Here is a 22,408-nt window from a genome sequence, read left to right on the forward strand (position 1 = left end):
TGCTGGTCGTTCCTATCCTAAAGCAAGTCTGATTCCAGGTTAGGTAACCCCAGGAATGCCGTCGCGATAATGCATTATGCAATGGATGTGCAAATCCGAGGGCATTGGCATTGCATTATTCAGAATAGTGGCTTTTGCATATTGCAAACAATATGAGGCTTTTCCCACAGCGGGCAATCCGCTATGACAAGGTTGTCACATAGCTGGACGATAGAATGACCCAGCGGTGAAACAGGGAGGATCGACAATGACCCCTACGCGTCGTTCGGCATTGGGGATGCTGGCTGCGGCTGCATCCGCCCCCCTGGCCCCTTCCTGGGCGTCCAGCCCGCCCCCCTGGCATTCCCTCATCCCGCCTGCCGCTGCGCTGGGCGGTTCCATTCCCGGCTGGCGTTCCCTGGGTGGCCGCGCCACCTACCGGCTGGAGGCGGGGGAGATTATCGGGACATCTGCGGAGAAATCGCCCAATACCTTCCTGTGTACCGAGGAACTGTTCGGCGATTTCATCCTGGAATTTGAGGTGAAGACCGATCCGCGCCTGAATACCGGCGTAATGATCCGCGCGGAATCCAAGCCTGAATACCGCGACGGCGTCGTTCATGGCTATCAGGTGGAGATCGACCACGCGGCCCGCCGGTGGACGGGTGGGCTGTATGACGAACAGCGCCGACTGTGGCTGGCGACACCAGCCCACCGCCCGGAAACCCAGGCCAGCTTCAAATCCGGTGATTGGAACCATCTGCGGGTGGAGGCGATGGGCACGCGCTTTCGCACCTGGCTGAACGGTCTGCCGGCCATTGTCATGGTCGATGACATGACGCCGCGCGGCTTTATCGGGTTGCAGGTGCATGACGTCGGGCCAGACCCCGCCAATGCCGGGCTGGAGGTGCGGTTTCGCAACCTGCGCATCATCACCGACGATCCCGGCCGTTACAGGCGTAAGCCACTGGACGTAACGGATGAACAGGATTTCATTGCCAACCATATCAGCGCCGAACGCGCCGCCCTGGGCTGGCGTCTGCTGTGGAACGGACAGGATGGGGCGGGATGGTCCGGCCTGTCGGCTGCCGGCTGGCGCATCGAACGGGGGGTGATTATCCGCGACGGTGCCACGGCCCCCCTGATTGCCGCCGACCGGTTCACCGATTTCGATCTGGAACTGGACGTGCGCGCGGGCGAAGGCGCCGAAGGCGCCGTCACCTATCTGGGCAGTGCCGATTATCGTCTGGCGCAGGGACCGCAAGGGCAGGGGGACGCGGCCAGCGGCACGCTGACCGGCAAGGTGCCGGCCCGCAACCTGACCGACCCCAACCCCGATAAGCCATCGATGAAGCCTGCCGGCCATTGGAACCGTGTCCGTATCCTGGCACAGGGGGACCGGCTCGAACATTGGCTGAATGGATCGAAACTGCTGGCGGGCAGCCGGGCGGCCCTGGGTCTTCCGTCCTCAGGCCCTATCCTGCTGCGCCCCGGTCAGGGCCGACTGGAATTCCGCTCACTTCGCATCCGCCCCTTGTAAGGACTGCTGATCATGAACCGGCGACAGGCCCTGCTGGCCGCCATCACGCTTTTGGGCGGTATCGTACTGGACGGCCCGCCGCCCGTTTGGGCTTATGAGGGAACAAGGGCGGCCAGGGGACAGCCGGGCCGGTTCTTCAACGCCCGCGAAATGGCGCTGCTGACCGATGTGGCGGAGATCATGATCCCCGCCACCGACACGCCGGGTGCCACTGCCGCCAATGTGCCGGGGGTGATCGATGGGCTGATGCTGGATTGGGCGGTACCGGCGACGCGGATGCAGTTCCGTCAGGCCCTGGCCGATATTGATGCCAAGGCGGCCCCCCATGGCTTCATGGACCGCCCGCCCGCCGAACGCGCCGCCCTGCTGACGGGCATCGATATCGCGGCCTTTCAGGGGCAGGGTCCTGCCGATCAGGCCTACCGCCGCCTGAAGCAACTGATCTGGTACGCCTATTTCACGTCGGAAGGGGCCGACCCCGACTACGTCGCCGTTCCCGGCCAATATCGGGGCGACCTGACGCGGGGGGAGATGAAACAGCTGGTGATGGGGGCGCGCTGATGGAATGGGACGCCATCGTCGTCGGCTCCGGCATCACCGGCGGCTGGGCGGCTAAGGAACTGTGTGAGAAGGGGTTGAAAACCCTGGTTATCGAGCGCGGTCGGCAGATCGAACATGGCGGCCCCGACTATACCGATATGGAAGCGCCGTGGGAGGTGGAGTTCCGCAATCTGGTGCCGGAGGATTGGCCCGACAAGGGCTGGCAGTATATGAAGGATAAGGGTGACTGGATCTATAAGATGCAGCACCTGCAATTCTTTGCCGATACGAGGACCTATCCCTTCTCCTATCCCGAGGACCGGCCCTTCATGTGGACGCGGGGATATCAGCTGGGCGGACGATCGCTGACCTGGTATCGGCAATCCTATCGCTGGGGGGAGGCGGATTTCACGGCCAACCTGCGTGACGGCCACGGGGTAGACTGGCCCATCCGTTATGCCGATCTGGCCCCCTGGTACGACCATGTCGAGCGGTTCGCGGGCATTTCCGGCAGCCTGGAAGGGCTGGATGAAGTGCCCGACGGGGTGTTTCAGCCGCCGTTTGAGATGAACTGCGCCGAACGGCATGTGTCGCAGATGCTGAAGCGCACCCGCCCCGATCTGCATATGATCATGGGCCGCACCGCCAACCTGACGGCACCCACGGCGGAGCAGGAGGCGCTGGGCCGCTCGCACTGTCAGGCGAGGTCACATTGCAGCCGGGGTTGCTCCTTCGGTGCCTATTTCAGCAGCCTGTCCGCCACCCTGCCGGCGGCGCAGAACACGGGCAACCTGACCATCCTGACCGATCAGATCTGCCACAGCCTGGAGCATGACGCCGCCACGGGCCGCGTCACGGGCGTGCGGGTCATCGATGCCAACAATATGGCGACCAGCACGCACCGTGCCCGGCTGGTGTTCCTGTGTGCGTCGGCTATCGGTTCCGCCCATATAATGCTGAATTCCCTCAGCGAGGCGCATCCGCGCGGGCTGGCCAATGGCAGCGACGCGCTGGGCCGTTACCTGATGGATCATGTCGGCGGGGCCTGGGCGGCGGGGCGGGTGCCGGGAATGCTGGACCGGTACGAATTCGGTCGCCGTCCCAACAATATCTACATCCCCAATGTCCGGGCCAAGGGTCAGAAGCCGGGCGACAATTTCATCCGGGGCTTCGGGTTCCAGGGCGGGGCCTCACGCGGCCGGGTCCTGGAGGGGGCTGGGCGGCAGACGGGGTTCGGTGCCAAGGTCAAGGAAGCCGCCACGCAGTACGGCCCCTGGACCATCCGCATCGATATGTTTGGGGAAATGCTGCCCCATGTTGATAACCGCCTGACCCTGCATCCGAACCAGACCGACCGCTGGGGCATCCCGCTGGCGCATCTGGATTGCCGCTTGCGCGACAATGAAAAGGCGATGATCGCCAGGGGCCGGGACGAAGCGGCAGAAATCCTGCGCGCTGGCGGGTGCGAGGATGTGACGGCGGGTGCCCGTGTCGACCATCCGGTCGGTTTCAAGACGCATGAGATGGGGACCGCCCGCATGGGCCGCGACCCCGCCACCTCGGTCCTTAACGCCTGGAACCAGGCGCATGAGGTGGCGAACCTGTTCGTCACCGACGGGGCCTGCATGACGTCGAACGGCACGCAGAACCCATCGCTGACTTACATGGCCCTGACGGCGCGCGCCGCGAACCATGCGGTGGAGCTGTTGCGGGAGGGTACCATTTAGGAATATCTGGCCGTTTGTAGCGCGGATTAGCGAAGCGTAATCTGCGGAAATCCCGGCGCCGTCGGCCCGCGGATTACGCTTCGCTAATCCGCGCTACACCAAGCGGCAATACTTTACTCCTTCGCCTTCAACAGGTCGCGGATTTCGGACAGCAGAACCTCGCTCTTGGTCGGCTCCACGGGCTTGGCCTCTTCCTTCTTCTTGAAGCGGTTCACCTGCTTGACCAGGATGAACACGGCCCAGGCCACGATGAAGAACTTGATCACGGCATTGATGAACAGGCCGTAATTGATGGTGGTGACGCCGGCATCCTTGGCGGCCTTCAGGGACGGATAATCCCCGCCCGACAGGCTGATGAAATAGTCGGAGAAGTCGATCCCGCCCATGAGATAGCCGATGGGCGGCATCAGGATGTCATTCACCAGCGACGTGACGATGGCGGTGAAGGCCGCCCCGATGATGATACCGACGGCCAGATCCACGACATTGCCGCGGCTGATGAAGGTCTTAAATTCGTTCAGCATGGGTTCCCCGTTCCCATCGGCAACGGCCCCTGTGGCCGTGCCAGTGGGATCAGCATCCTGCATCGTGCCCGGAATGGAAAGCCCCCATGTGCCCGCTGCACTTGTCCCGGCCCGTCCCGGCCCCGACACTGGGGGCCTGTCCAATTCCCAAGGTGACGCGCCATGCCGCATCCCGTCCGCCCGGTCCCGCCCGGCCTTGTCAGCGATATCTCGGTGTTGGAGGCGCTGTATGGCCCGCCGGGCGCGCCGTCGCTGGCCAAGGTGTCGGACCGGCTGACGCCGTCGTACCGCACGTGGCTGTCGGCCTCGCCCTTCTTCGCGCTGGGCACGGTGGGGGCGGGCGGGCTGGACGTGTCGCCGCGCGGCGATGCGGGCAGGGCCGTCACCATCCGGGATGACCGGACCCTGCTGATCCCCGACCGGCGCGGCAATAACCGCATCGACAGCTTGCGCAACATCATTGCCGATCCGCGCGTGGCGCTGATGTTCATGATCCCCGGCGTCAATGAATGCCTGCGCATCAATGGCCGCGCCGCCATCAGCATTGATGCTGACCTGTGCCAGTCCCTGGCCATGGAGGGGCAATTGCCCCGGTCTGTGCTGTGGGTGGAAATCGATGAGGTCTATTTCCAATGCGCCCGCGCCCTGATCCGCTCCGACCTCTGGGCCAGGGGCGCGCTGGGCCGGCCCGACGGCATCCCCACGGCGGGACAGATGACGGCGGAGGCCAGCCAGGGTGCCGAAGGCGGCCCCGCTTATGACGCCGCCCTTCCCGAACGCCAGCGCCGCACATTATGGTAGGGGCCGTGAACAGGGCGAGGGGGGAAGAACGGGAATGTGGGGCCTGCTGCGCTTTATCGCCACGATGATCGGCGTGACGCTGTTCCTGACGCTGCCCATGGTTTTCCGGGACGCCATCCCCGATGGGCTGTTCGATGCCTGGGACAGCCTGCTGCGGCCCCTGCGCGATCCGGTCACCCAATTCTGGTGGCAATATTTCAACCGCCTGGATCAACAGCCGCTGTTCCAGCTCTCCACCCTGCTGACACAGGCGTTGCTCATCACCCTGGTGATTTCCGCCATCCAGTGGGTCTGGCGGCGCCGCGCGGCGTAGCGGCGGTGAACGCGTTACAGCCAGTCCTGTAGCCGATACCACAGCATGCCCAGCACCAGGGCCGGCATCTTCAGCCCCGGCGGTCCCGGAAAGGCCCGGTGCGGCACGCGGGCGAAAATGTCGAAGCGCCCCGCCTGACCGGCAATCGCCTCTGCCATCACCCGCCCGGCAATGGCGGTCAGGGCCAGGCCATGGCCGCTGTACCCTTGCGCGAAATAGGTGGTGGGACTGACGCGGCCCAGATGCGGCATGCGGTTCATGGTGATGGCGACATAGCCGCCCCAGCAATATTCCACCCCCACATCAGCCAGCTGCGGGAAATATTTCAGCATGGTCCGGCGCAGCGATTGTTTCAAATCGGGCCGATCAAACCCGGAATAGCTGACCCCCCCGCCGAACAGGAACCGGTTGTCGGGGCTGCGCCGGTAGTAATTCAGCACAAAATTCACATCCGCCACGGCAATGTCGGACGGGATCAGGGCCTGCGCCCGCTCCGCCTCCATGCGCTCGGTACCAATGATATAGGTACCCGCCGGCATGACCCGGCTGCGGATCGGCGGACACAGCCCCCCCAGATAGGCATTGCCGGCCAGGACCAGGAACTTCGCCGACACCGACCCTGTGGCGGTAAACGCCTTGGGTGCGGTCCCCGTATCAATGCGCACCACCCGGCTGCCCTCATGGATGCGCACGCCCAGCTTCTCCGCCGCCACCGCCAGCCCCAGCGCATAGTTCAACGGGTGCAGATGCCCGCTGCCCGCATCGAACAGCCCGCCCAGATAGGCATCGGTCGCCACCATGGACCGGATTTCATCCCGCCCCACCATGCGCGTCCTTCCATAGCCCAACCCCTGAAGTTCCGCCTGATGCTCGGCCAGCCCCTTCATATGCCGGGGTTTCAATGCCGCCAGCAGATAGCCCCATTTCAGATCGCAATCGATGCCATGCCGATCCACCAGATCGGACAGCATGGCCTTCGCCTCTTCCGACATGTCCCACAGGTGCCGGGCATCCGCCTTGCCCACCCAGCCTTCGATCTCGGCAATGCCCTTGTTGAACCCGGTGATCAATTGCCCGCCATTACGGCCAGAGGCACCCCAGCCCACGGATTCGGCCTCCAATATGGTGACTGACATGCCCTTGCCCGCCAGCTCAATGGCCGTGACAAGGCCCGTATAGCCGCCACCGACGATGCAGACATCGGTGGTGACGTCGCCGACCAGCGGCGGGCGAACGGGGGCAGGGTGGGCCGTGGCGGCGTACCAGGAGGGGGCGTGGGGCATGGGAAACTCAGCGGTCGACGGACATACCGTCGTTGCCAAGGCATCGTGCAAGGACGTCCACGATCATTAGTTTACCAGTGAAAATCAGCATTGTCGTTCTTGGAATCGTCAATCGCTACCTCCGAATGGCCGCTGCGATGTTGCTACTCACGATAAAGCTGTGCTATCATAAATTTAGCTACGGGCTGTGTGCCGTAAGGCTCAACGCGCTACACGGCTAAACAATGTCGATTAGAGGTTTGTCTCGCAAAGCGGGCCTTTAACGATAGACCATGTGAGCAGGCGTTGGCAGCCCGTAGTCATTTCATTTCTTTGTGATAAGCTGACTTTAAAACTACTCTCCTTTCAATCTTTTGGCTTAGCATCGATGTGTTAATCCAATCTTTTGGATATCGTATCTCTTCGACAACTCTTGCAACTACTTGGTTGTTTTTCTTTTGAGTTTTTTCTTTGTCTAAAATAGTTACATTAAAATATTTTAAGATAATTTCAGTTTTCCGATATATGTAATTGCTCATTTCCTCTTCGCTGGTGTCTGCAAGGGCGATTTCACTTGGATTTCTTTTTAGTAATTCTGGTAAATATGGGATTGTATCAAGACTTGACTGCTTATTTTCAAGCGCTCGATCTCTACGAAGCATGTGCCTCCATCCGGTTCGGGTAAATTCGATGTGTCCCACTGCTGGAGATAGAATTTTTTCTACTTTCTGGTAAATCGATCTTACATGTTTCCTCCTTTTTCTGATGTCGCCGATTCTTTGCCTTATTATTACGCCTCCCCCGCCTTTGGGAGTGTGTGTTTTGTTCATACACCTCGCTAAATCATATAATGTGGCTGGGCTAAGGGTGTGATATGAGCGATATTCGTGAGTAATTGATTTTGTATTGTGATGAATATACGCCCAATATCCACAATTATTTTCTCTGTCCACCCAAATCACGCATATAGAATGCGATGTTCTCTTGGCGGCTGATACAGCTGCCATCTTTAACTTAAAGCCATTGGCTACTTTTTCCCCATAACTCTGACCGGATTTAATCTGAGACAGAATAAACATTCTTTCATTCTCAAACCACGGATGTTCACAGGAGACGATAACGTCAATCTTGTTTCCATCTTCTTCACGAGACCCCCAGCGAACCTCACCTCGACAAGCTACAGCCAATCGCATAGCAGCAAATGTTTCGGCATCCCTGCCATTAATGGGGTTTGACTTTCTTTTTTGATCGGGAATCGGCAAGGGGAGGCTTTTTAGTAGTGAGTTCATTGTTATTCTCTTGAATTTGGATTCTTCAATAATGTGTCCAATAGACCCTCTCTGCGTATATAGTGCCTGTAATTTGCTATTTCAATATTTTTAGCTTTTTTAAGTGAGTCCAACCCTCACCCTGACCGCAGATACTTCACCGCCGCATCCCGCTCAAACAGATAGAGCAGCGTCCGCAGTGCCTGCCCGCGCTCTGTCTCCAAGTCCGGGTCGCGGGTGATGATCAACCGCGCATCATCCCGTGCCACGGCCAGCAATTCGCCATGCACCGCCACATCGGCCAGCCGGAATTCCGGGATGCCCGACTGTTTGGTGCCCAGCATTTCGCCGGCACCGCGCAGTTCCAGGTCCTTCTCCGCGATGATGAAGCCGTCTTCGGTGTCCTTCATCACCTGCAACCGCTGCCGCGCCACCTCTCCCAGTGGTTGGTAATAGAGCAGCAGGCAGGTACTGGCCCCCGTGCCGCGCCCCACGCGGCCGCGCAGCTGATGCAACTGGGCCAGGCCGAAACGTTCGGCATGTTCGATGACCATGATCGTGGCTTCGGGCACGTTCACGCCCACCTCGATTACTGTGGTGGCGACCAGGACGTCCAGGCGGCCTTCGGCGAAATCGGCCATGACCTTGTCCTTGTCCGGCCCCTTCATCTTGCCATGGATCAGGCCGACGCGGTCGCCCAACCGTTCCACCAGGGTGGCGTGGCGGTGGGTGGCGGCGGCCAGATCGACCTGTTCGCTTTCCTCCACCAAGGGGCAGACCCAATAGATGCGCTGGCCCGATGCGATGGCGCGGTTGAGGCCGCCCGCCACCTCCTCCAACCGGTCGGCATGCATGACCACGGTTTTCACCGGCTGCCGCCCCGGCGGCTTTTCGTCCAGGCGGGATACGTCCATGTCGCCATAGACGGTCAGGGTCAGGGTGCGGGGGATGGGGGTGGCGGTCATCACCAGCGTGTCGACCCCGCGCCCCTTGGCCGCCAGTTGCAGGCGTTGATGCACGCCGAACTTATGCTGTTCATCGATGACGGCGATGGCCAGATCGGCGAACGTCACCTCGTCCTGAAACAGGGCGTGGGTCCCGACCAGAATGTCGATCTCCCCCGCCGCCAGCCGCTCCAGCAAGGCCGCCCGCGCCTTGCCCTTGTCCCGCCCTGTCAGGACGGCCATGCGCACGCCCGCCGCATCACAGAGGGGGGCCAGCGTTTCCGCATGCTGCCGCGCCAGGATTTCCGTGGGTGCCATCAAGGCTGCCTGTGCGCCGGTTTCCACGGCGTTCAGCATGCACATCAGGGCCACGATGGTCTTGCCGCTGCCCACATCGCCCTGCAACAGGCGCAGCATGCGCGACGGGTCTTCCATGTCGGCGTAAATCTCCGCCAGGGAGCGTTCCTGCGCCCCCGTCAGGCGATAGGGCAGGGCGGCGGTGACGGCATCGCGCAACCGCCCATCACCCGCCGTCACCCGGCCCGACAATTTGCGCTGCTGTGCCCGGACCAGAACCAGGGCCAGCTGATTGGCCAGCAGTTCGTCAAAGGCCAGCCGCTGACGCACCGGCCCCAGCGGGTTGATATCCGCCTCATCCACCGGGTGGTGCAGGCGGGTCAGCGCGCTGTGCCAGTCCGGCCAGTCCCGCGCCTTTAGCCACGCCGCATCCTGCCATTCCGGCAGTTCCGGGGTGCGGGTCAAGGCCGCCTGGATGGCGGTGCGCAGGGGCTTGGGGTTCAACCCGCCGGTCAGGGGGTAGGTGGGTTCGGTGGCCGATGGCGGCGCGCCTTCATCGGCGGGGGCGGCATGGTCGGGATGGGCGATCTGAAGATGGTTATTGTAATATTCCGCTTTGCCGGAGACGGTGATTTTGGTCCCCACGGGCAGCTTCTTTTCCAGCCAGTCGCCCTTGATATGGAAATAGACCAGATCCATCGACCCCGTATGGTCGGTACAGCGGATGCGATAGGGGCGGCTGGGCGTCAGCGATGGCATATGCCCATCCACCCGGACCGTCAGCACCACATGCCGCCCGTCGGGCGCCTCGGCAATGCTGGGCACCTGGATACGGTCCACCACGCCTGTGGGCTTGTGCCACAGCAGGTCCACCACATGCGGGCCGGCCAGCTTTTCCGCCAGCTTGCCAAGGCGTGGGCCCAGGCCGGGCAGGCTGGTCACGGGTGCGAAGAGGGGAAACAGGATGGCAGGACGCAAGGGCTTGACCCTATCTGACACGAACGGGGCAGGGGACGGCTGACAGCCGCCCCACCACGTTCTATATCAAAGCCCAGCTTCAAACCGGAACCAAGATGATGATCGATCTTCCCGATGCCGACCTGTCCCCCCGCCGCAAGCGTCTGATCTTCCGCAGCGACCATCGCGGGACCAAGGAGATGGACCTGCTATTGGGCAGCTTCGCGCGCAAGCATATCGCGACGATGGATGAAGCGCTGGTGGACCGGTTCGAGGTGCTGTTGGAACTGTCTGACCCCGATCTCTACAACTGGATCACGGGCCAGGAACCGACCCCGCCGGAATGGGATGATGCGCTGATGGACATGCTGAAGGCGCATCGGTATCGGTAAGGGGATTTTCGTCCCCCTTTTGTTCCCATTGCCTGTGTTCCCTGCTATACAGGCGGCCCCCGCGCCGATAGCCGCAAAGCCACGCGTCATGACCATGATCCCCACGCCCGATATTGCCCTGAACCTGGGCCATCCGCGCCGCCTGCTGCTGTCCGGCGCGCCGGACGGGCAGGATGCGCGCCTGCTGGCGGCGCTGGCCAAACGCGGGGGATCTGCGGGGCTGCTGCATATCGCCAACGACGATGCCCGCGCCGCACGGCTGGCCGATGTGGTGTCCTTCTTCGCGCCGGATGTGGATGTGCTGCATTTCCCCGCCTGGGACGTGCTGCCCTATGACCGCATCTCTCCCAATGGGGAGATCGTCGCCCAGCGCATCACCACCCTGACCCGCCTGCTGCGGCCCAATGCCGGCAAGCCCTTCCTGGTGCTGACCACCGTCAATGCGGTAGTGCAAAAGCTGCCCCCCCGTCTGGCGTTCCGTAATGCCAGCTTCGCGGCCAAGGTCGGGGCCCGCATCAATGTGGCGGAGCTGCAGCGCTTCCTGTCTCAGAATGGCTATATCCGCGCGCAGACGGTGCGGGAACCGGGGGAGTTCGCCATTCGCGGCGGTATCATCGACCTGTTCCCGCCCGGCAGCGGGGAGGCCCTGCGCCTGGACCTGTTCGGCGATGACCTGGACGGGGTACGCAGCTTTGATCCCATGACGCAGCTGACGGTGGAAAAGCGGGACGGCTTCCTGCTGACGCCGATGTCAGAGGTGTTCCTGGATGAAATGTCGATCCAGCGCTTCCGCACCGGCTATCGCGAACATTTCGGCGCCGTCATGGATGATGATCCGCTGTATGAGGCGGTGAGTGCGGGGCGTAAGCATGCGGGCATGGAACATTGGTTGCCCTTGTTCCACAGCTCCATGGAAACCCTGTTTGATTATCTGCCCGACGCGTCGGTGACGCTGGACCCCAATGTCGAGCAGGCCAGGGACGAGCGGCTGGAACAGATCCAGGATTTCTATAACGCCCGCCGGACGATGGTGGAGGCGGAGAAGAAATCCGGCAATCCGGCCTATAAGCCCATCCCGCCCTCCCTGCTGTTCCTGGATGGCGACACGTTTGATCGGCATCTGGCCGTGCGCGCCGTAGCGCAGCTGTCGCCCTTCGCCGCCATTGAAGGCGAAACGTCCAACAAGGACATGGTCGATGGCGGTGGGCGCAAGGGCCGGGATTTCGCCGATGCCCGCGTGCAGTCCGGCGTCAATGTCTATGACGTGCTGCGCGAGCATATTGAGGCGCTGACCCGCGATGGGCGCACCAGTGTCATTGCCGGCTACACGACCGGGTCGCGCGACCGGCTGCTGTCGGTGCTGAAGGAACATGGGCTGACGCGGCTGAAGACTGTGGACGCCTGGGCTGAACTGGCCACCCTGGACAAGGGCACCACGGCGCTGGCCGTCCTTCCGCTGGACCATGGCTTTACCGCACCCGGTCTGGCCGTGATCACCGAACAGGATATTCTGGGCGACCGTCTGGTGCGGGCGGGATCAAAGAAGAAGCGCCGCAACGCCAATTTCATTGCCGAGGCGGCGTCGCTGAACCAGGGCGATTTCGTGGTCCATATCGACCATGGCATCGGCAAATATGATGGGCTGGAAACCCTGACCGTCGGCGGCGCACCGCATGATTGCCTGCGCCTCATCTATGATGGCGGCGACAAGCTGTATGTGCCGGTCGAGAATATCGAGGTCCTTTCCCGCTATGGCAGTGAGGAGGCGGGGGCCACGCTGGACAAGCTGGGCGGAGCCGGCTGGCAGTCGCGCAAGGCCCGCGTCAAGCGCCGCCTGAAGGACATGGCCGATGCCCTGCTGCGTATCGCCGCCGAACGCGCGCTGCGCCGGGCTGATGCTGTGCCCATTCCCGATGGCGCCTGGGATGAGTTCTGCGCCCGCTTCCCCTATGCCGAGACCGACGACCAGTTGCGGGCCATCGACGATGTGATCGAGGATATGGGGTCGGGCAAGCCGATGGACCGCCTGATCTGCGGCGATGTCGGTTTCGGCAAGACGGAGGTGGCGCTGCGCGCCGCATTCCTGGCCGTCATGGCGGGGCGGCAGGTGGCCGTGGTGGTTCCCACCACCCTGCTGGCGCGACAGCATTCCCGCACGTTCGAGGCGCGGTTTGCGGGCTTGCCCGTGCGCATTGGTCAGCTGTCGCGCATGGTGACCACCAAGGATGCCAACCTGACCAAGCAGGGCGTTTCCGACGGCACCGTGGATATCGTCATCGGGACGCACGCATTGCTGGGCAAGAGCCTGGATTTCAAACGCCTGGGCCTGGTGATTGTGGATGAGGAACAGCATTTCGGCGTGAAGCAGAAGGAACGGTTGAAGGAACTGCGTGCCGATGTGCATGTGCTGACCCTGTCGGCCACGCCGATCCCGCGTACCCTGCAACTGGCTTTGTCGGGCGTGCGCGAATTGTCGGTGATTGCCACGCCGCCTGTGGACCGTCTGGCCGTGCGTACCTTCGTCCTGCCTTTTGATCCCGTCGTGATCCGCGAGGCGATTTTGCGCGAACATCACCGGGGCGGGCAAAGTTTCTATGTCTGTCCGCGCGTAGAAGACCTGGATAAGGTGCGGGTGCGGCTGGAAGAGCTGGTGCCAGAGGTGAAGCTGGTCACGGCCCATGGTCAGATGGCGGCGACTGAGTTGGAGGACGTGATGACGGCCTTCGACGATGGCAAATATGACGTGCTGCTGGCCACCAACATCATTGAAAGCGGCCTGGATATTCCCCGCGCCAACACCATGATCGTCCACCGCGCCGACCTGTTCGGTCTGGCGCAGCTTTACCAAATCCGGGGCCGCGTGGGCCGGTCCAAGGTGCGTGGCTATGCCTACCTGACCTATCAGCCCAAGACAGTCCTGTCGGCCACGGCGCAGCAGCGTCTGCATGTGCTGGAAACGCTGGACAGTCTGGGGGCGGGCTTCCAACTGGCCAGCCACGACATGGATATCCGCGGGGCTGGCAATCTGCTGGGCGAGGAACAATCGGGCCAGATCCGTGAGGTTGGCGTAGAGCTTTACCAGCAGATGCTGGAGGAAGCGGTGGAGGCCGCCAGAGGCGGCCTGTCTGACCTGCAGGTGGCGGAGGATGCCTGGTCGCCGCAGATCGCGCTGGGCATGCCCGTTCTCATCCCTGACAGCTACGTTCCCGACCTGGGTGTGCGCCTGACCCTCTATCGCCGCCTGTCCGACCTGGACAGCAAGGAAGAGGTAGAGGCGTTTGGCGTGGAACTGATCGACCGGTTCGGCAAGATGCCGCCGGAGGTCGACAATCTGCTTCGCCTGATGGAGATCAAGCGCCTGTGCAAGGATGCGGGGGTGTCTAACCTGGACGCGGGGCCGAAGGGTGCCACCGTCGGCTTCCGCAACAACAGTTTCAAGAATCCAGCCAAACTCGTTGAATTCATTCAAAAACAGGCCGGTACCGCCAAGCTGCGTCCCACCGACCATAAGCTGGTTTTCCTACGCCCCTGGGACAGTGATGAAACCCGCATGGCCGGCGCCCGCACCCTGATGCAGGCGCTGGCCCAGATGGCGGCGGGCGAACGGGTCACCGCCGATCTACCTCCCCCACCGCCGCCTCCACCCCCTCCGCCACCAAAGCCGCTGGTGAAGCGGCCGCCCTTCGGGGCTGCGAAGAGAAGCTGGTGAGATCATGAGCAGTAAAATTGCCAAGCCGAAAAAGCCCAACAAGGAAACGCTCGCCGCAATGGCTGAGGTCGAAGCCATGATTGCGGAGAAGCGGAAGCAGGAAAGTGCAACAAACGCCAGCTAAAACTAGCTATTATCATTAATTAATTTTGCAGAGATTGTAGTTGTGTAGGAATTTTGCAAAACTCTATATTCCACGACGATTTTGAACGAAGCGCAAGCTCGTAGCGTCACGGTCGTAGACGTACTGTTTAGCCTGTCTGACAGTGGCATTATTCACTCGGGCCACGAGCGATGTCGGTTTAACACGAGGCAGACCATTCGCCAAAATTTCTCCTCGTGTGGCGACAAACAGTCTGTTCGGGGCAATTGGTAGTGCCACGGCTAAGTTTGGGCTCTCAATGTCGCCAAAGAAAATACAAGGGCGATCTCCTAATAAAAGGGTATTCCTTGCCTCTGACACATCACATATCCACCAACGCAATCGTAAAAGGTAATTTCCTATTTTTTGATCATTCAATAGGTCGGGAAAGAACGATAGTCCGAAATTCTCGATGAGTCCTGGGAAACACTGCTCCGTCCATTCTTCCAGTGAGGGTAATTCCTCTTCGGATATAATTTGTTCATATTCTTCTGGATTTTCAGAAAGTGATTTACGTAGATGCCTATCTGCATCTTGGATTAAAGAATGTACTATATTTGGATCACGTATACGGAGTGACATGACGAACCGGACCCAAGAACAACGTTCATCATGCGAGAGTGACTTAATCTGTCCATTGCATAGTCTTTTGTGAACTAGGGCAGCGTCATTATCAACTTTGCTAAATACGATTGTTTCAATGTCATACTTTTTTATGCCGGCGACCTCATCGCGGGTGAGCGATAGCATGTCCTCTTCGTAACCAGTGCTTTTGGGTGCTTTACGGGTTGGATGAATACCGGTACCTGTAATGTGATAAATCTGCAAATGTCTGTCTTGAGGCGAAGTCCAAAATCGCAGCAAAAACTGTGGAACATAGTGATTGCGCACAATGACCTCCTGTGCCGTTCAGGTTAATCTTTCATTCGCAAATAGTTTTCTCATCTTATCTTCCTGTTGGTGCGACATTCACAGTTCTATGGTTAATATTAAATCGTGGATGGAAGATTTTTTGCGATGCTTTTAAATATATTATAAGTATTTCTTGAAATCTAGAGGGATCGTAAAGAACTTTCACGGCGACGGTGCCATTGATGTCAGGGCTCGGGCTTTGCCCTCGACCTGACCTACGGCCCATCACCGCACCCCAGTCCCGCTGATCCACCCGCCACCCAGCATGCGTTCGCCGTCATAGAACACCGCCGCCTGCCCCGGCGAGATGCCGTACTGAGCGGCGTCCAGCTCCACCACCGCGTTGCCGTCCCCATGCAGCACCAGTGTCGCGGCGGCCGGGCTCTGGGCCGAGCGCAGCTTCACCGATACCGGCATGGGCACACCGACCGCGTCCGGTCCCAGCCAGTTGAGTTCGCGCACCATGACCTTGTCGCGGGCCAGGGAGGCGCGGGGACCCACCACCACCTGATTGGCGACCGGATCGACGCGCACGACATAAAGCGGATCGACATCGTCGCCGGCTTCCGTCTTGCGTCCGCCAATGCCCAGACCCTTGCGCTGACCCACCGTGTAGTTGATCACGCCGTCATGACGGCCCATCACGGTACCATCGACATGCACGATCTCTCCCGGTTGCACGGCACCGGGGCGCAGCTTTTCCACGACCTTGGCGTAGCCGCCCGTGGGCACGAAGCAGATATCCTGGCTGTCCGGCTTGTCCGCGACGGCCAGACCCAGGGCGTCGGCGATGGCACGGGTTTCGGTCTTCGGCTTATCGCCCAGGGGGAAGCGCAGGAAATCCAGCTGTTCCTGGGTGGTGGCAAACAGGAAATAGGACTGGTCGCGGTTATGGTCGGCCCCGCGCAGCATGGCGGCCCGGCCATCCACCAGTTCGCGCCGGGCATAATGGCCCGTGGCCATGCAATCGGCCCCCAGTTCACGGGCCTGATCCAGCAGATCCTTGAACTTGACGGTCTGGTTGCAGCGGACGCAGGGGATGGGCGTTTCGCCCTTCAGATAGGTATCGACGAAATCATCCATCACCGATTGCTTGAACCGGCTTTCGTAATCCAGCACGTAATGGGGAATATCGATCTGGTCGGCCACGCGGCGGGCATCATAGATGTCCTGGCCGGCACAGCACGCACCCTTCTTGCCGACCGTCATGCCGTAATCATAAAGCTGCAAAGTGATGCCGACGACGTCATAGCCTTCGCGCTTCAGCATGGCCGCAGCCACAGAGCTATCGACGCCGCCGGACATGGCGACGACGACACGGGTATCGGCCGGGGCCTTATCAATGCCAAGCGAGTTCATGGCCCCTATATAGCGGCAAACCGGGCCAGGGCAATTGCGCATCCCTTGCGGGGCCGCCATTCGCCAAGCGTCTGGTCCTGCATCCCCCTCTCGTGTAAAACGCTTGTTTGAATAACCATCGGGGGAAATCGCCCATGCCCGGCATCAAGGCCAATGGCATTACCATCGCCTATCAGGATGAAGGCCAGGGCCCGGCCCTGTTGCTCTGCCATGGTTGGCCGGAACTGGGGCATAGCTGGCGGCGTCAGGTGCCGGCCCTGGTGGCCGCCGGCTACCGGGTGATTGTACCCGATATGCGCGGCTTTGGCGGCACCGACGCGCCGGACGCGGTGGAGGATTACACGATCCTGCATCTGGTGGGCGATATGGTCGGGCTGCTGGATGCGCTGAAGATCGAAAGCTGCGCCATCATCGGCCATGATTGGGGTGCGCCCGTCGCTTGGCACGCCGCCCTGATGCGGCCGGACCGGTTTCGCGCCGTGGCGGGGCTGGCCGTGCCCTGGTCGCCGCGCGGGTCCCACGGCAGTCTGGTCGGCATGGCGCGTGCCCAGGGGCTGAGCCGCTTCTACATGGTCTGGTTTCAGGAACCGGGGGTGGCGGAGGCCGATCTGGAACGCGACCCCTATGAGACCCATCGCCGCCTGCTGGTCGGTGCGTCGGGGGCCTCGGCGGCGGCCGGCAAGGGCTGGCCCCTGGTGATCCCGGACGGGCAGGGGCTGATCGAAACCTGCCCAGCGGTCGAAACCCTGCCTGATTGGCTGACCGAAGACGACCTGCAGACCTACGCCGCTGCCTATCGCCGGACGGGCCATAGGGGCGGCTTGAACTGGTACCGCAACCTGGACCGCAACTGGGCGCTGACGGCCCCCTGGCATGGCGCACCCATCCGCGTGCCCGCCTGCTTCATCGCCGGTGCGTTGGATGGGGTGCTGCGCATGCCGGGCATGGACAAGGCGCTGCGGGCCATGGATGGCACGACCTGCACCGATTATCGCGGCACCACCCTGATCGACGGGGCCGGGCACTGGGTGCAGCAGGAAGCACCGGAGGCCGTGAACAAGGCTCTGATTGCTTTCCTGCAAGGCTTGTAAAAAGATCGGAGTCCGAATATAGATCGGGGTGCAACCTATGCGCGGGGCATCGTGATCAATGATATGTTCGACCGGTTGAGCGAGCCGGCGGCGAACCGGCTGGCCGACGGGTTTGTGCGGGTGGCGGCGGCGTTGAAAGCCAATGACTGGCGCGATGCGACGCCCCACGGCCTGACGGCCACCCAGGCGCGTATCCTGACCCTGCTGCGTGACAATCCTGATGGCCTGCGTCCCGTCACCATCGCGGCACGCATCGGGGTGAAGGCCCCCACCGCCAGTGAGGCCACGACCACCCTGATCCAGAAAGGGCTGGCGACGCGCGTCGCGGCCCCGGATGACGGGCGCGGCAATCTGGTGCTTGCCACCCGCGCCGGGCTGGCATTGGCCGACCGGTTCGGCGGCGGCCCGGTGTTCCTGATTGATGCGTTAGGCGATATGCCGGCATCGGATCAGCTGTCGCTGCTGCGTCTGATGCTGCGCCTGATCCGCACGCTGCAACGGGCCGGCCATATCGCCCCCAGCAAAATGTGCTTGGATTGCAAATACTTCCAGCCGAATGTGAATCCGGGGTCTGATCAGCCGCACCATTGCCATTTCGTCGGTGCGCCGCTGGGTGACCGTCATCTGCGCCTGGATTGCCCCGAACAATCCCCCGCTCCCATACCCGTCGCGGATGAGGTCTGGGCCGGATTCCTGAATGATCGGGGAGAGGTGCGATGAGCGTTCTTCTGTCCCACCTGCTCGCCGGTACGCCACAGCCGCTGGGTGACAAGGCGGTGCCCAGTTCCATCGCCGCCCGCCGTCCCGTCACTGGCCCCGTTCGTGCCACATTCCTGGGGCTGGCCGGCGATGCGGTGGGCGACACCAAGGTGCATGGCGGCCCGGACAAGGCCATCCATCTTTACCCCCATGACCATTATGCCGCCTGGGCTGCGGAGCAACCGTCCATGGCCCCGCACCTCTCAGCACCGGGGGCGTTTGGGGAGAACCTGTCCGTTTCCGGCCTGACGGAGGCCGATGTCTGTCTGGGCGACGTGGTGGCGCTTGGGGGCGCCCGTCTGCAGATTGCCCAGGCGCGGCAGCCTTGCTGGAAACTGGGCGTGCGCTTCGGTTTGCCCATCCTGCCGCGTCTGCTGCAGAAGACGGGGCGCACCGGCTGGTACTATCGCGTGCTGGAGGAGGGCGATGTACAGGCGGGGGACCTGCTGCGCCTGATCGACCGGCCCAACCCGGCTTGGACCCTGGCCCGTGCGCTGCGAACCCTTTATGTCGATACGCTCAACACTGAGGCCTTGGCCGAGCTGTCCACCTTGCCGGGTGCCAGCGCCGGATTGCAGCGTCTGGCCGCCAACCGGCTGGCCAATGCCTCCGTGGAGGATTGGGAGAAAAGGCTGTCCGGCGGTTGATCAGGCTCGGTGGTACGGGTGCCCAGCCAGGATCTGCTGCGCCCGGTAGACCTGCTCGGCCAGCATGCCGCGCACCATCATGTGCGGCCAAGTCATGGGGCTGAACGCCAGGACCAGGGCCGCCTTCTGCCGGATGCTGGCATCCAGCCCGTCGGCCCCGCCAATGATAAAGGCCAGATCGCCCACGGCGGCGTCGCGCCACTGGCCCATGCGGGTGGCGAAATCCTCCGACCCCATCATGCGACCGCGTTCGTCGAGCGCCACGATGGTGGCACCGGGGGGAAGGGAGGCCAGCAGCAGTTCCGCCTCCGCCCGCTTCAACTCATCGCCGTCCAGCCGCTTCTTGGTTTCCACCTCGCGCAACTGAAACGGCCAGGTGATGCGGGCCTTATATTCCTCGAACAGGTCGCGGGCAGCACCAGGTTTGGCCTTGCCGACAGCGGCCAGCCAGATGCGCATTACTGGGCCGGCCCGCCGTCGAAATCAGCCGTCAGCGTCTTCAAAGAGGCCGGCGGTTCCACGCCCCACATCTTCTCAATGCAATAGAAGGCGCGTACTTCCGGGCGGAACAGGTGGACGATGACGTCACCGCTGTCGACCAGGACCCAGTCGCACTGCGGATAGCCTTCGGGGTTGCCGACATGGATGCCCAGGTCGCGCAGGCGGCGGGCCACATGGTCGGACATGGCACCCACCTGACGGGCGGAATTGCCCGTGGCGACGACCAGATAATCGGCCATGCTGGTCTTGCCGCGCAGATCGATGGTGATCGTGTCCTCGGCCTTGTCCTCGTCCAGAACGGCCAGGATCAGTTCAAGGGTGCGCTCCGGCATGTCCGCGTTGGCGGCGGCGCCGGCGGCCGGGTTGTGGGAAGTCTCTGCGCTCACGATCTGGTTCACCGAAATCAATCCTTAAAGGCCTTTGCCATCCAGCCCCTGCCGGATCGCCGTTGCCGATGCTGGGTGCAGAGGAACGTCCAGGAACACCCAGACCGGCGGCGGCAGGTCGGCAAGGCCACCCGCCCGCCGCGCATCCACACGCGCAACGGCAAAACGCCGGGAAGCCTTGCCGCCCAGCGCAATGGTAGAATAGGGATGTCGCGGGAAGATCGCAACCGGCACGCTGTCAAAAATCCGGGTCCAGTCGCGCCAGCGCGGCACCTGACACAGATTGTCGGCCCCCATCAGCCAGACGAATTTCGTGGCCCCGAACCGTGCCTTCAGCGCCGCCAGCGTATCGACCGTGTAGCGGGTGCCCAGCCGTGTTTCGATGTCGCTGACCACGATACGCGGGTGGTTGGCGACCTTGCGCGCGCCGGCCAACCGGTCGGACAGCTTCCCCATGCCATCCAAGGGCTTGAGCGGGTTCTGCGGGCTGACCAGCCACCAAACCTGATCCAGGTTCAAGGCCCGCAGCGCCATCAGCGACATATGCCGGTGGCCTGCATGCGCGGGGTTGAATGACCCGCCCAGCAGGCCGACGCGCAAGCCCCGCCACAGCGTGCCCGCCCCCGGTTTCGGCGGGGTGGGTAGGCGGTGGCCATGCGTCATCGGCAGGGCAGGGCGGGCGTGATCAGGGCCGGGTGTGCCCATCACCGCGTACCACATATTTATAGCTGGTCAGCTGTTCGGCCCCAACCGGCCCGCGTGCATGCAGCTTGCCCGTCGAAATGCCGATTTCGGCCCCGAATCCGAACTCACCGCCATCGGCGAACTGGGTGGAAGCATTGTGCAGGACGATGCCGCTGTCCACCCGCGTCAGAAACCGGTCGGCGGTGGCTTCGTTCTCTGTCACGATGCTGTCGGTATGGTGGCTGCCATGGCGGCCGATATGATCGATGGCTTCGTCCACACCGTCCACCAGCTTCACCGACAGAATAGCATCCAGATATTCGGTGTCCCAGTCTTCGTCCGTGGCCGGCTTCACCCGCGCATCCAGGGCCTGCACGCCGTCATCACCGCGCACCTCGCAACCCGCCTGGATCAGGTCGTTCAGGATGGGGGGCAGCAGGCGGCCCGCCACATCACGATGGACCAGCAGCGTTTCTGCCGCCCCGCAGATGCCGGTACGGCGCATCTTGGCGTTCAGCGTGACGCGGCGCGCCTTGTCGGCATCGGCATCCTTGTCCAGATAGACATGGCAGATGCCGTCCAGGTGATAGATCACCGGCACCCGGCTTTCGGCGGCCACCCGCCCCGTCAGCGATTTGCCGCCGCGCGGGATCACCACGTCGATCCAGCGCGTCATGGTCAGCAATTCGCCCACGGCGGCGCGGTCGGTGGTAGGCGGGGCCTGGATGGCGTCACGCGGCAGCCCCGCCGCATCCAGCCCCGCATGCAATGCCGCCAGGATGGCGCGACCGGAATGAAAGCTTTCCGATCCGCCGCGCAGAATGGCGGCATTACCCGATTTCAGGCACAGGCCACCGGCATCGGCGGTCACGTTGGGCCGGCTTTCAAAGATAATGGCGATCACGCCCAGCGGCACACGCACCTTCTCAAACCGTAAGCCATTGGGCCGTTCCCAGCGCTCCAGCACGGCACCCAGCGGGTCGGGCCGGTCGGCGATCTCTTCCAGGCCCTTGGCCATGGCCTCGATGCGGGCTGGGTTCAGCATCAGCCGGTCCAGCATGGCACCCGACAGGCCCTTTTCCGTGGCCGCATCCATATCCATGGCATTGGCGGCCAGGATGTCGGCGGTGCGGGCGCGCAGAGTGTTGGCGGCCACCCGCAATGCCTTGTCCCGCGCGTCTGCTGGTGCCGTCGCGACAATCGCAGATGCGGCGCGGGCGCGGCGGCCCAGGGCATCCATGATGGTGGCGATATCCTGGCGGTCGATGCTGTCCATGGCGGTCAAATCCCGTTGCGGTGTGCGGCACGCAGCCTACATCGTCGCAAGGTCTGTTTCACCCCTGCCACACCGATGCCGGCCATGCTATCCTGTGCATCATGTCGATCTCATCCATCACCAGCACCCCGCCCGACCTGACCCGCGCCAGCCTTGAAGGCTTTCAGGACGCGCAGGCAGCGCTACAGGTGGCCGCCGATGTCGTGGCCAGCGGCAATGCCGACCCCGCTGTGATCCTGGATGTGAAACAGGCAGAAGTTACGGCAGGCATCAGTGCCGCCGTGATCAAGGCCGATCAGCAGAATTTTGAGCGGCTGCTTGATATCCTGGCGTAGGCCGTCGCATGCGCTTCGCTTATGCGACCTACGAAACAAGGCGTTATCGTAGGTCGCATAAAG

The 22,408-nt window shown here is 62.3% G+C and carries 21 protein-coding genes; 11 read left to right on the forward strand and 10 right to left on the reverse strand.

Annotated features, from left to right (window positions below; genetic code table 11):
• Positions 1–247 precede the first annotated feature (247 nt).
• Genes ABC729_RS04910 through ABC729_RS04920 form a run of 3 tightly spaced genes read left to right on the forward strand, consistent with a single transcriptional unit; the run spans position 248 to position 3,786 of the window.
• Positions 248–1,519, forward strand: a complete 1,272-nt coding sequence (locus ABC729_RS04910) for a 3-keto-disaccharide hydrolase (RefSeq protein ID WP_495606526.1) — start codon at positions 248–250, stop codon at positions 1,517–1,519.
• 12 nt (positions 1,520–1,531) lie between these two features.
• On the forward strand, positions 1,532–2,080 hold the full coding sequence (locus ABC729_RS04915) for a gluconate 2-dehydrogenase subunit 3 family protein (RefSeq protein ID WP_495606527.1): 549 nt from the start codon (positions 1,532–1,534) through the stop codon (positions 2,078–2,080).
• Positions 2,080–3,786 carry a GMC oxidoreductase gene (locus tag ABC729_RS04920; protein ID WP_495606528.1) on the forward strand — a complete coding sequence of 569 codons (1,707 nt, stop codon included), beginning with the start codon at positions 2,080–2,082 and terminating at the stop codon, positions 3,784–3,786. The genes ABC729_RS04915 and ABC729_RS04920 overlap by 1 nt, the downstream gene beginning before the upstream one ends.
• Before the next feature lie 113 nt (positions 3,787–3,899).
• Here ABC729_RS04920 and mscL read toward each other — a convergent pair whose 3' ends face one another.
• The gene (gene mscL / locus ABC729_RS04925) at positions 3,900–4,310 is read right to left on the reverse strand and encodes a large conductance mechanosensitive channel protein MscL (protein ID WP_495606529.1); all 411 of its coding nucleotides are present in this window, start codon (positions 4,308–4,310) and stop codon (positions 3,900–3,902) included.
• 162 nt (positions 4,311–4,472) lie between these two features.
• On the opposite strand from mscL, the gene ABC729_RS04930 reads away from it, so the two are divergent.
• On the forward strand, positions 4,473–5,111 hold the full coding sequence (locus ABC729_RS04930; RefSeq protein ID WP_495606530.1) for a pyridoxamine 5'-phosphate oxidase family protein: 639 nt from the start codon (positions 4,473–4,475) through the stop codon (positions 5,109–5,111).
• A 34-nt stretch (positions 5,112–5,145) separates the two neighbouring features.
• Positions 5,146–5,424, forward strand: coding sequence for a hypothetical protein (locus ABC729_RS04935; RefSeq protein WP_495606531.1), 279 nt, complete (start codon positions 5,146–5,148; stop codon positions 5,422–5,424).
• 14 nt (positions 5,425–5,438) lie between these two features.
• On the opposite strand, the gene ABC729_RS04940 is transcribed toward ABC729_RS04935, so the two are convergent.
• From ABC729_RS04940 to recG, 3 genes are all read right to left on the reverse strand, one after another.
• On the reverse strand, positions 5,439–6,707 hold the full coding sequence (locus ABC729_RS04940; protein WP_495606532.1) for an NAD(P)/FAD-dependent oxidoreductase: 1,269 nt from the start codon (positions 6,705–6,707) through the stop codon (positions 5,439–5,441).
• Between the two features lie 299 nt (positions 6,708–7,006).
• Positions 7,007–7,975 carry a hypothetical protein gene (locus tag ABC729_RS04945; RefSeq protein ID WP_495606533.1) on the reverse strand — a complete coding sequence of 323 codons (969 nt, stop codon included), beginning with the start codon at positions 7,973–7,975 and terminating at the stop codon, positions 7,007–7,009.
• A gap of 116 nt (positions 7,976–8,091) precedes the next feature.
• Positions 8,092–10,173 (reverse strand): ATP-dependent DNA helicase RecG, encoded by a 2,082-nt coding sequence (gene recG / locus ABC729_RS04950; protein WP_495606534.1) that lies wholly within the window; start codon positions 10,171–10,173, stop codon positions 8,092–8,094.
• Between the two features lie 95 nt (positions 10,174–10,268).
• Here recG and ABC729_RS04955 point away from each other — a divergent pair, with 95 nt between their 5' ends.
• Complete coding sequence (locus ABC729_RS04955; protein WP_495606535.1) at positions 10,269–10,544, forward strand: succinate dehydrogenase assembly factor 2; 276 nt, start codon at positions 10,269–10,271, stop codon at positions 10,542–10,544.
• Between the two features lie 88 nt (positions 10,545–10,632).
• Positions 10,633–14,253 carry a transcription-repair coupling factor gene (gene mfd, locus ABC729_RS04960; protein WP_495606536.1) on the forward strand — a complete coding sequence of 1,207 codons (3,621 nt, stop codon included), beginning with the start codon at positions 10,633–10,635 and terminating at the stop codon, positions 14,251–14,253.
• Positions 14,254–14,440: 187 nt separating this feature from the next.
• Here the strand turns inward: mfd and ABC729_RS04965 are convergent, their stop codons facing one another.
• Positions 14,441–15,286, reverse strand: coding sequence for a DUF4238 domain-containing protein (locus tag ABC729_RS04965; protein ID WP_495606537.1), 846 nt, complete (start codon positions 15,284–15,286; stop codon positions 14,441–14,443).
• A gap of 246 nt (positions 15,287–15,532) precedes the next feature.
• On the reverse strand, positions 15,533–16,666 hold the full coding sequence (mnmA, locus tag ABC729_RS04970) for a tRNA 2-thiouridine(34) synthase MnmA (protein WP_495606538.1): 1,134 nt from the start codon (positions 16,664–16,666) through the stop codon (positions 15,533–15,535).
• A gap of 134 nt (positions 16,667–16,800) precedes the next feature.
• On the opposite strand from mnmA, the gene ABC729_RS04975 reads away from it, so the two are divergent.
• From ABC729_RS04975 to ABC729_RS04985, 3 genes are read left to right on the forward strand one after another with little or no spacing between them, the layout of a single operon-like run.
• Positions 16,801–17,757, forward strand: coding sequence for an alpha/beta fold hydrolase (locus tag ABC729_RS04975; RefSeq protein ID WP_495606539.1), 957 nt, complete (start codon positions 16,801–16,803; stop codon positions 17,755–17,757).
• A gap of 51 nt (positions 17,758–17,808) precedes the next feature.
• Positions 17,809–18,477 carry a MarR family winged helix-turn-helix transcriptional regulator gene (locus ABC729_RS04980; protein ID WP_495606540.1) on the forward strand — a complete coding sequence of 223 codons (669 nt, stop codon included), beginning with the start codon at positions 17,809–17,811 and terminating at the stop codon, positions 18,475–18,477.
• On the forward strand, positions 18,474–19,163 hold the full coding sequence (locus ABC729_RS04985) for an MOSC domain-containing protein (protein WP_495606541.1): 690 nt from the start codon (positions 18,474–18,476) through the stop codon (positions 19,161–19,163). Before ABC729_RS04980 ends, ABC729_RS04985 begins: the two co-directional genes overlap by 4 nt.
• Here ABC729_RS04985 and rlmH read toward each other — a convergent pair whose 3' ends face one another.
• The 4 genes from rlmH to ABC729_RS05005 are packed head-to-tail and all read right to left on the reverse strand — an operon-like array spanning position 19,164 to position 22,010.
• Positions 19,164–19,622, reverse strand: coding sequence for a 23S rRNA (pseudouridine(1915)-N(3))-methyltransferase RlmH (gene rlmH / locus ABC729_RS04990; RefSeq protein WP_495606542.1), 459 nt, complete (start codon positions 19,620–19,622; stop codon positions 19,164–19,166).
• On the reverse strand, positions 19,622–20,062 hold the full coding sequence (rsfS, locus tag ABC729_RS04995; protein ID WP_495606543.1) for a ribosome silencing factor: 441 nt from the start codon (positions 20,060–20,062) through the stop codon (positions 19,622–19,624). The genes rlmH and rsfS overlap by 1 nt, the downstream gene beginning before the upstream one ends.
• Positions 20,063–20,074: 12 nt before the next feature.
• Positions 20,075–20,755 (reverse strand): nicotinate-nucleotide adenylyltransferase, encoded by a 681-nt coding sequence (locus tag ABC729_RS05000; RefSeq protein ID WP_495606544.1) that lies wholly within the window; start codon positions 20,753–20,755, stop codon positions 20,075–20,077.
• Positions 20,736–22,010: a glutamate-5-semialdehyde dehydrogenase gene (locus ABC729_RS05005; protein WP_495606545.1), complete on the reverse strand. Its 1,275-nt coding sequence runs from the start codon at positions 22,008–22,010 to the stop codon at positions 20,736–20,738. The genes ABC729_RS05000 and ABC729_RS05005 overlap by 20 nt, the downstream gene beginning before the upstream one ends.
• Before the next feature lie 101 nt (positions 22,011–22,111).
• On the opposite strand from ABC729_RS05005, the gene ABC729_RS05010 reads away from it, so the two are divergent.
• Positions 22,112–22,345: a hypothetical protein gene (locus ABC729_RS05010; protein WP_495606546.1), complete on the forward strand. Its 234-nt coding sequence runs from the start codon at positions 22,112–22,114 to the stop codon at positions 22,343–22,345.
• Positions 22,346–22,408: the final 63 nt, after the last annotated feature.

Source organism: Niveispirillum sp. CC-CTL257, assembly GCF_059489915.1.

What these genes read in the sequence shown, in the direction of transcription:
- ABC729_RS04915 (WP_495606527.1), top strand. Translation starts at nt 1,532, where the DNA reads ATGAACCGGCGACAGGCCCTGCTGGCCGCCATCACGCTTTTGGGCGGT.
- mnmA (WP_495606538.1), bottom strand. Translation starts at nt 16,666, where the DNA reads ATGAACTCGCTTGGCATTGATAAGGCCCCGGCCGATACCCGTGTCGTC.
- ABC729_RS04935 (WP_495606531.1), top strand. Translation starts at nt 5,146, where the DNA reads ATGTGGGGCCTGCTGCGCTTTATCGCCACGATGATCGGCGTGACGCTG.
- ABC729_RS05005 (WP_495606545.1), bottom strand. Translation starts at nt 22,010, where the DNA reads ATGGACAGCATCGACCGCCAGGATATCGCCACCATCATGGATGCCCTG.
- ABC729_RS04910 (WP_495606526.1), top strand. Translation starts at nt 248, where the DNA reads ATGACCCCTACGCGTCGTTCGGCATTGGGGATGCTGGCTGCGGCTGCA.
- ABC729_RS04945 (WP_495606533.1), bottom strand. Translation starts at nt 7,975, where the DNA reads ATGAACTCACTACTAAAAAGCCTCCCCTTGCCGATTCCCGATCAAAAA.
- ABC729_RS04985 (WP_495606541.1), top strand. Translation starts at nt 18,474, where the DNA reads ATGAGCGTTCTTCTGTCCCACCTGCTCGCCGGTACGCCACAGCCGCTG.
- ABC729_RS04955 (WP_495606535.1), top strand. Translation starts at nt 10,269, where the DNA reads ATGATGATCGATCTTCCCGATGCCGACCTGTCCCCCCGCCGCAAGCGT.
- ABC729_RS05000 (WP_495606544.1), bottom strand. Translation starts at nt 20,755, where the DNA reads ATGGGCACACCCGGCCCTGATCACGCCCGCCCTGCCCTGCCGATGACG.
- mfd (WP_495606536.1), top strand. Translation starts at nt 10,633, where the DNA reads ATGACCATGATCCCCACGCCCGATATTGCCCTGAACCTGGGCCATCCG.
- mscL (WP_495606529.1), bottom strand. Translation starts at nt 4,310, where the DNA reads ATGCTGAACGAATTTAAGACCTTCATCAGCCGCGGCAATGTCGTGGAT.
- ABC729_RS04975 (WP_495606539.1), top strand. Translation starts at nt 16,801, where the DNA reads ATGCCCGGCATCAAGGCCAATGGCATTACCATCGCCTATCAGGATGAA.
- ABC729_RS04920 (WP_495606528.1), top strand. Translation starts at nt 2,080, where the DNA reads ATGGAATGGGACGCCATCGTCGTCGGCTCCGGCATCACCGGCGGCTGG.
- ABC729_RS04930 (WP_495606530.1), top strand. Translation starts at nt 4,473, where the DNA reads ATGCCGCATCCCGTCCGCCCGGTCCCGCCCGGCCTTGTCAGCGATATC.
- ABC729_RS05010 (WP_495606546.1), top strand. Translation starts at nt 22,112, where the DNA reads ATGTCGATCTCATCCATCACCAGCACCCCGCCCGACCTGACCCGCGCC.
- ABC729_RS04940 (WP_495606532.1), bottom strand. Translation starts at nt 6,707, where the DNA reads ATGCCCCACGCCCCCTCCTGGTACGCCGCCACGGCCCACCCTGCCCCC.
- rlmH (WP_495606542.1), bottom strand. Translation starts at nt 19,622, where the DNA reads ATGCGCATCTGGCTGGCCGCTGTCGGCAAGGCCAAACCTGGTGCTGCC.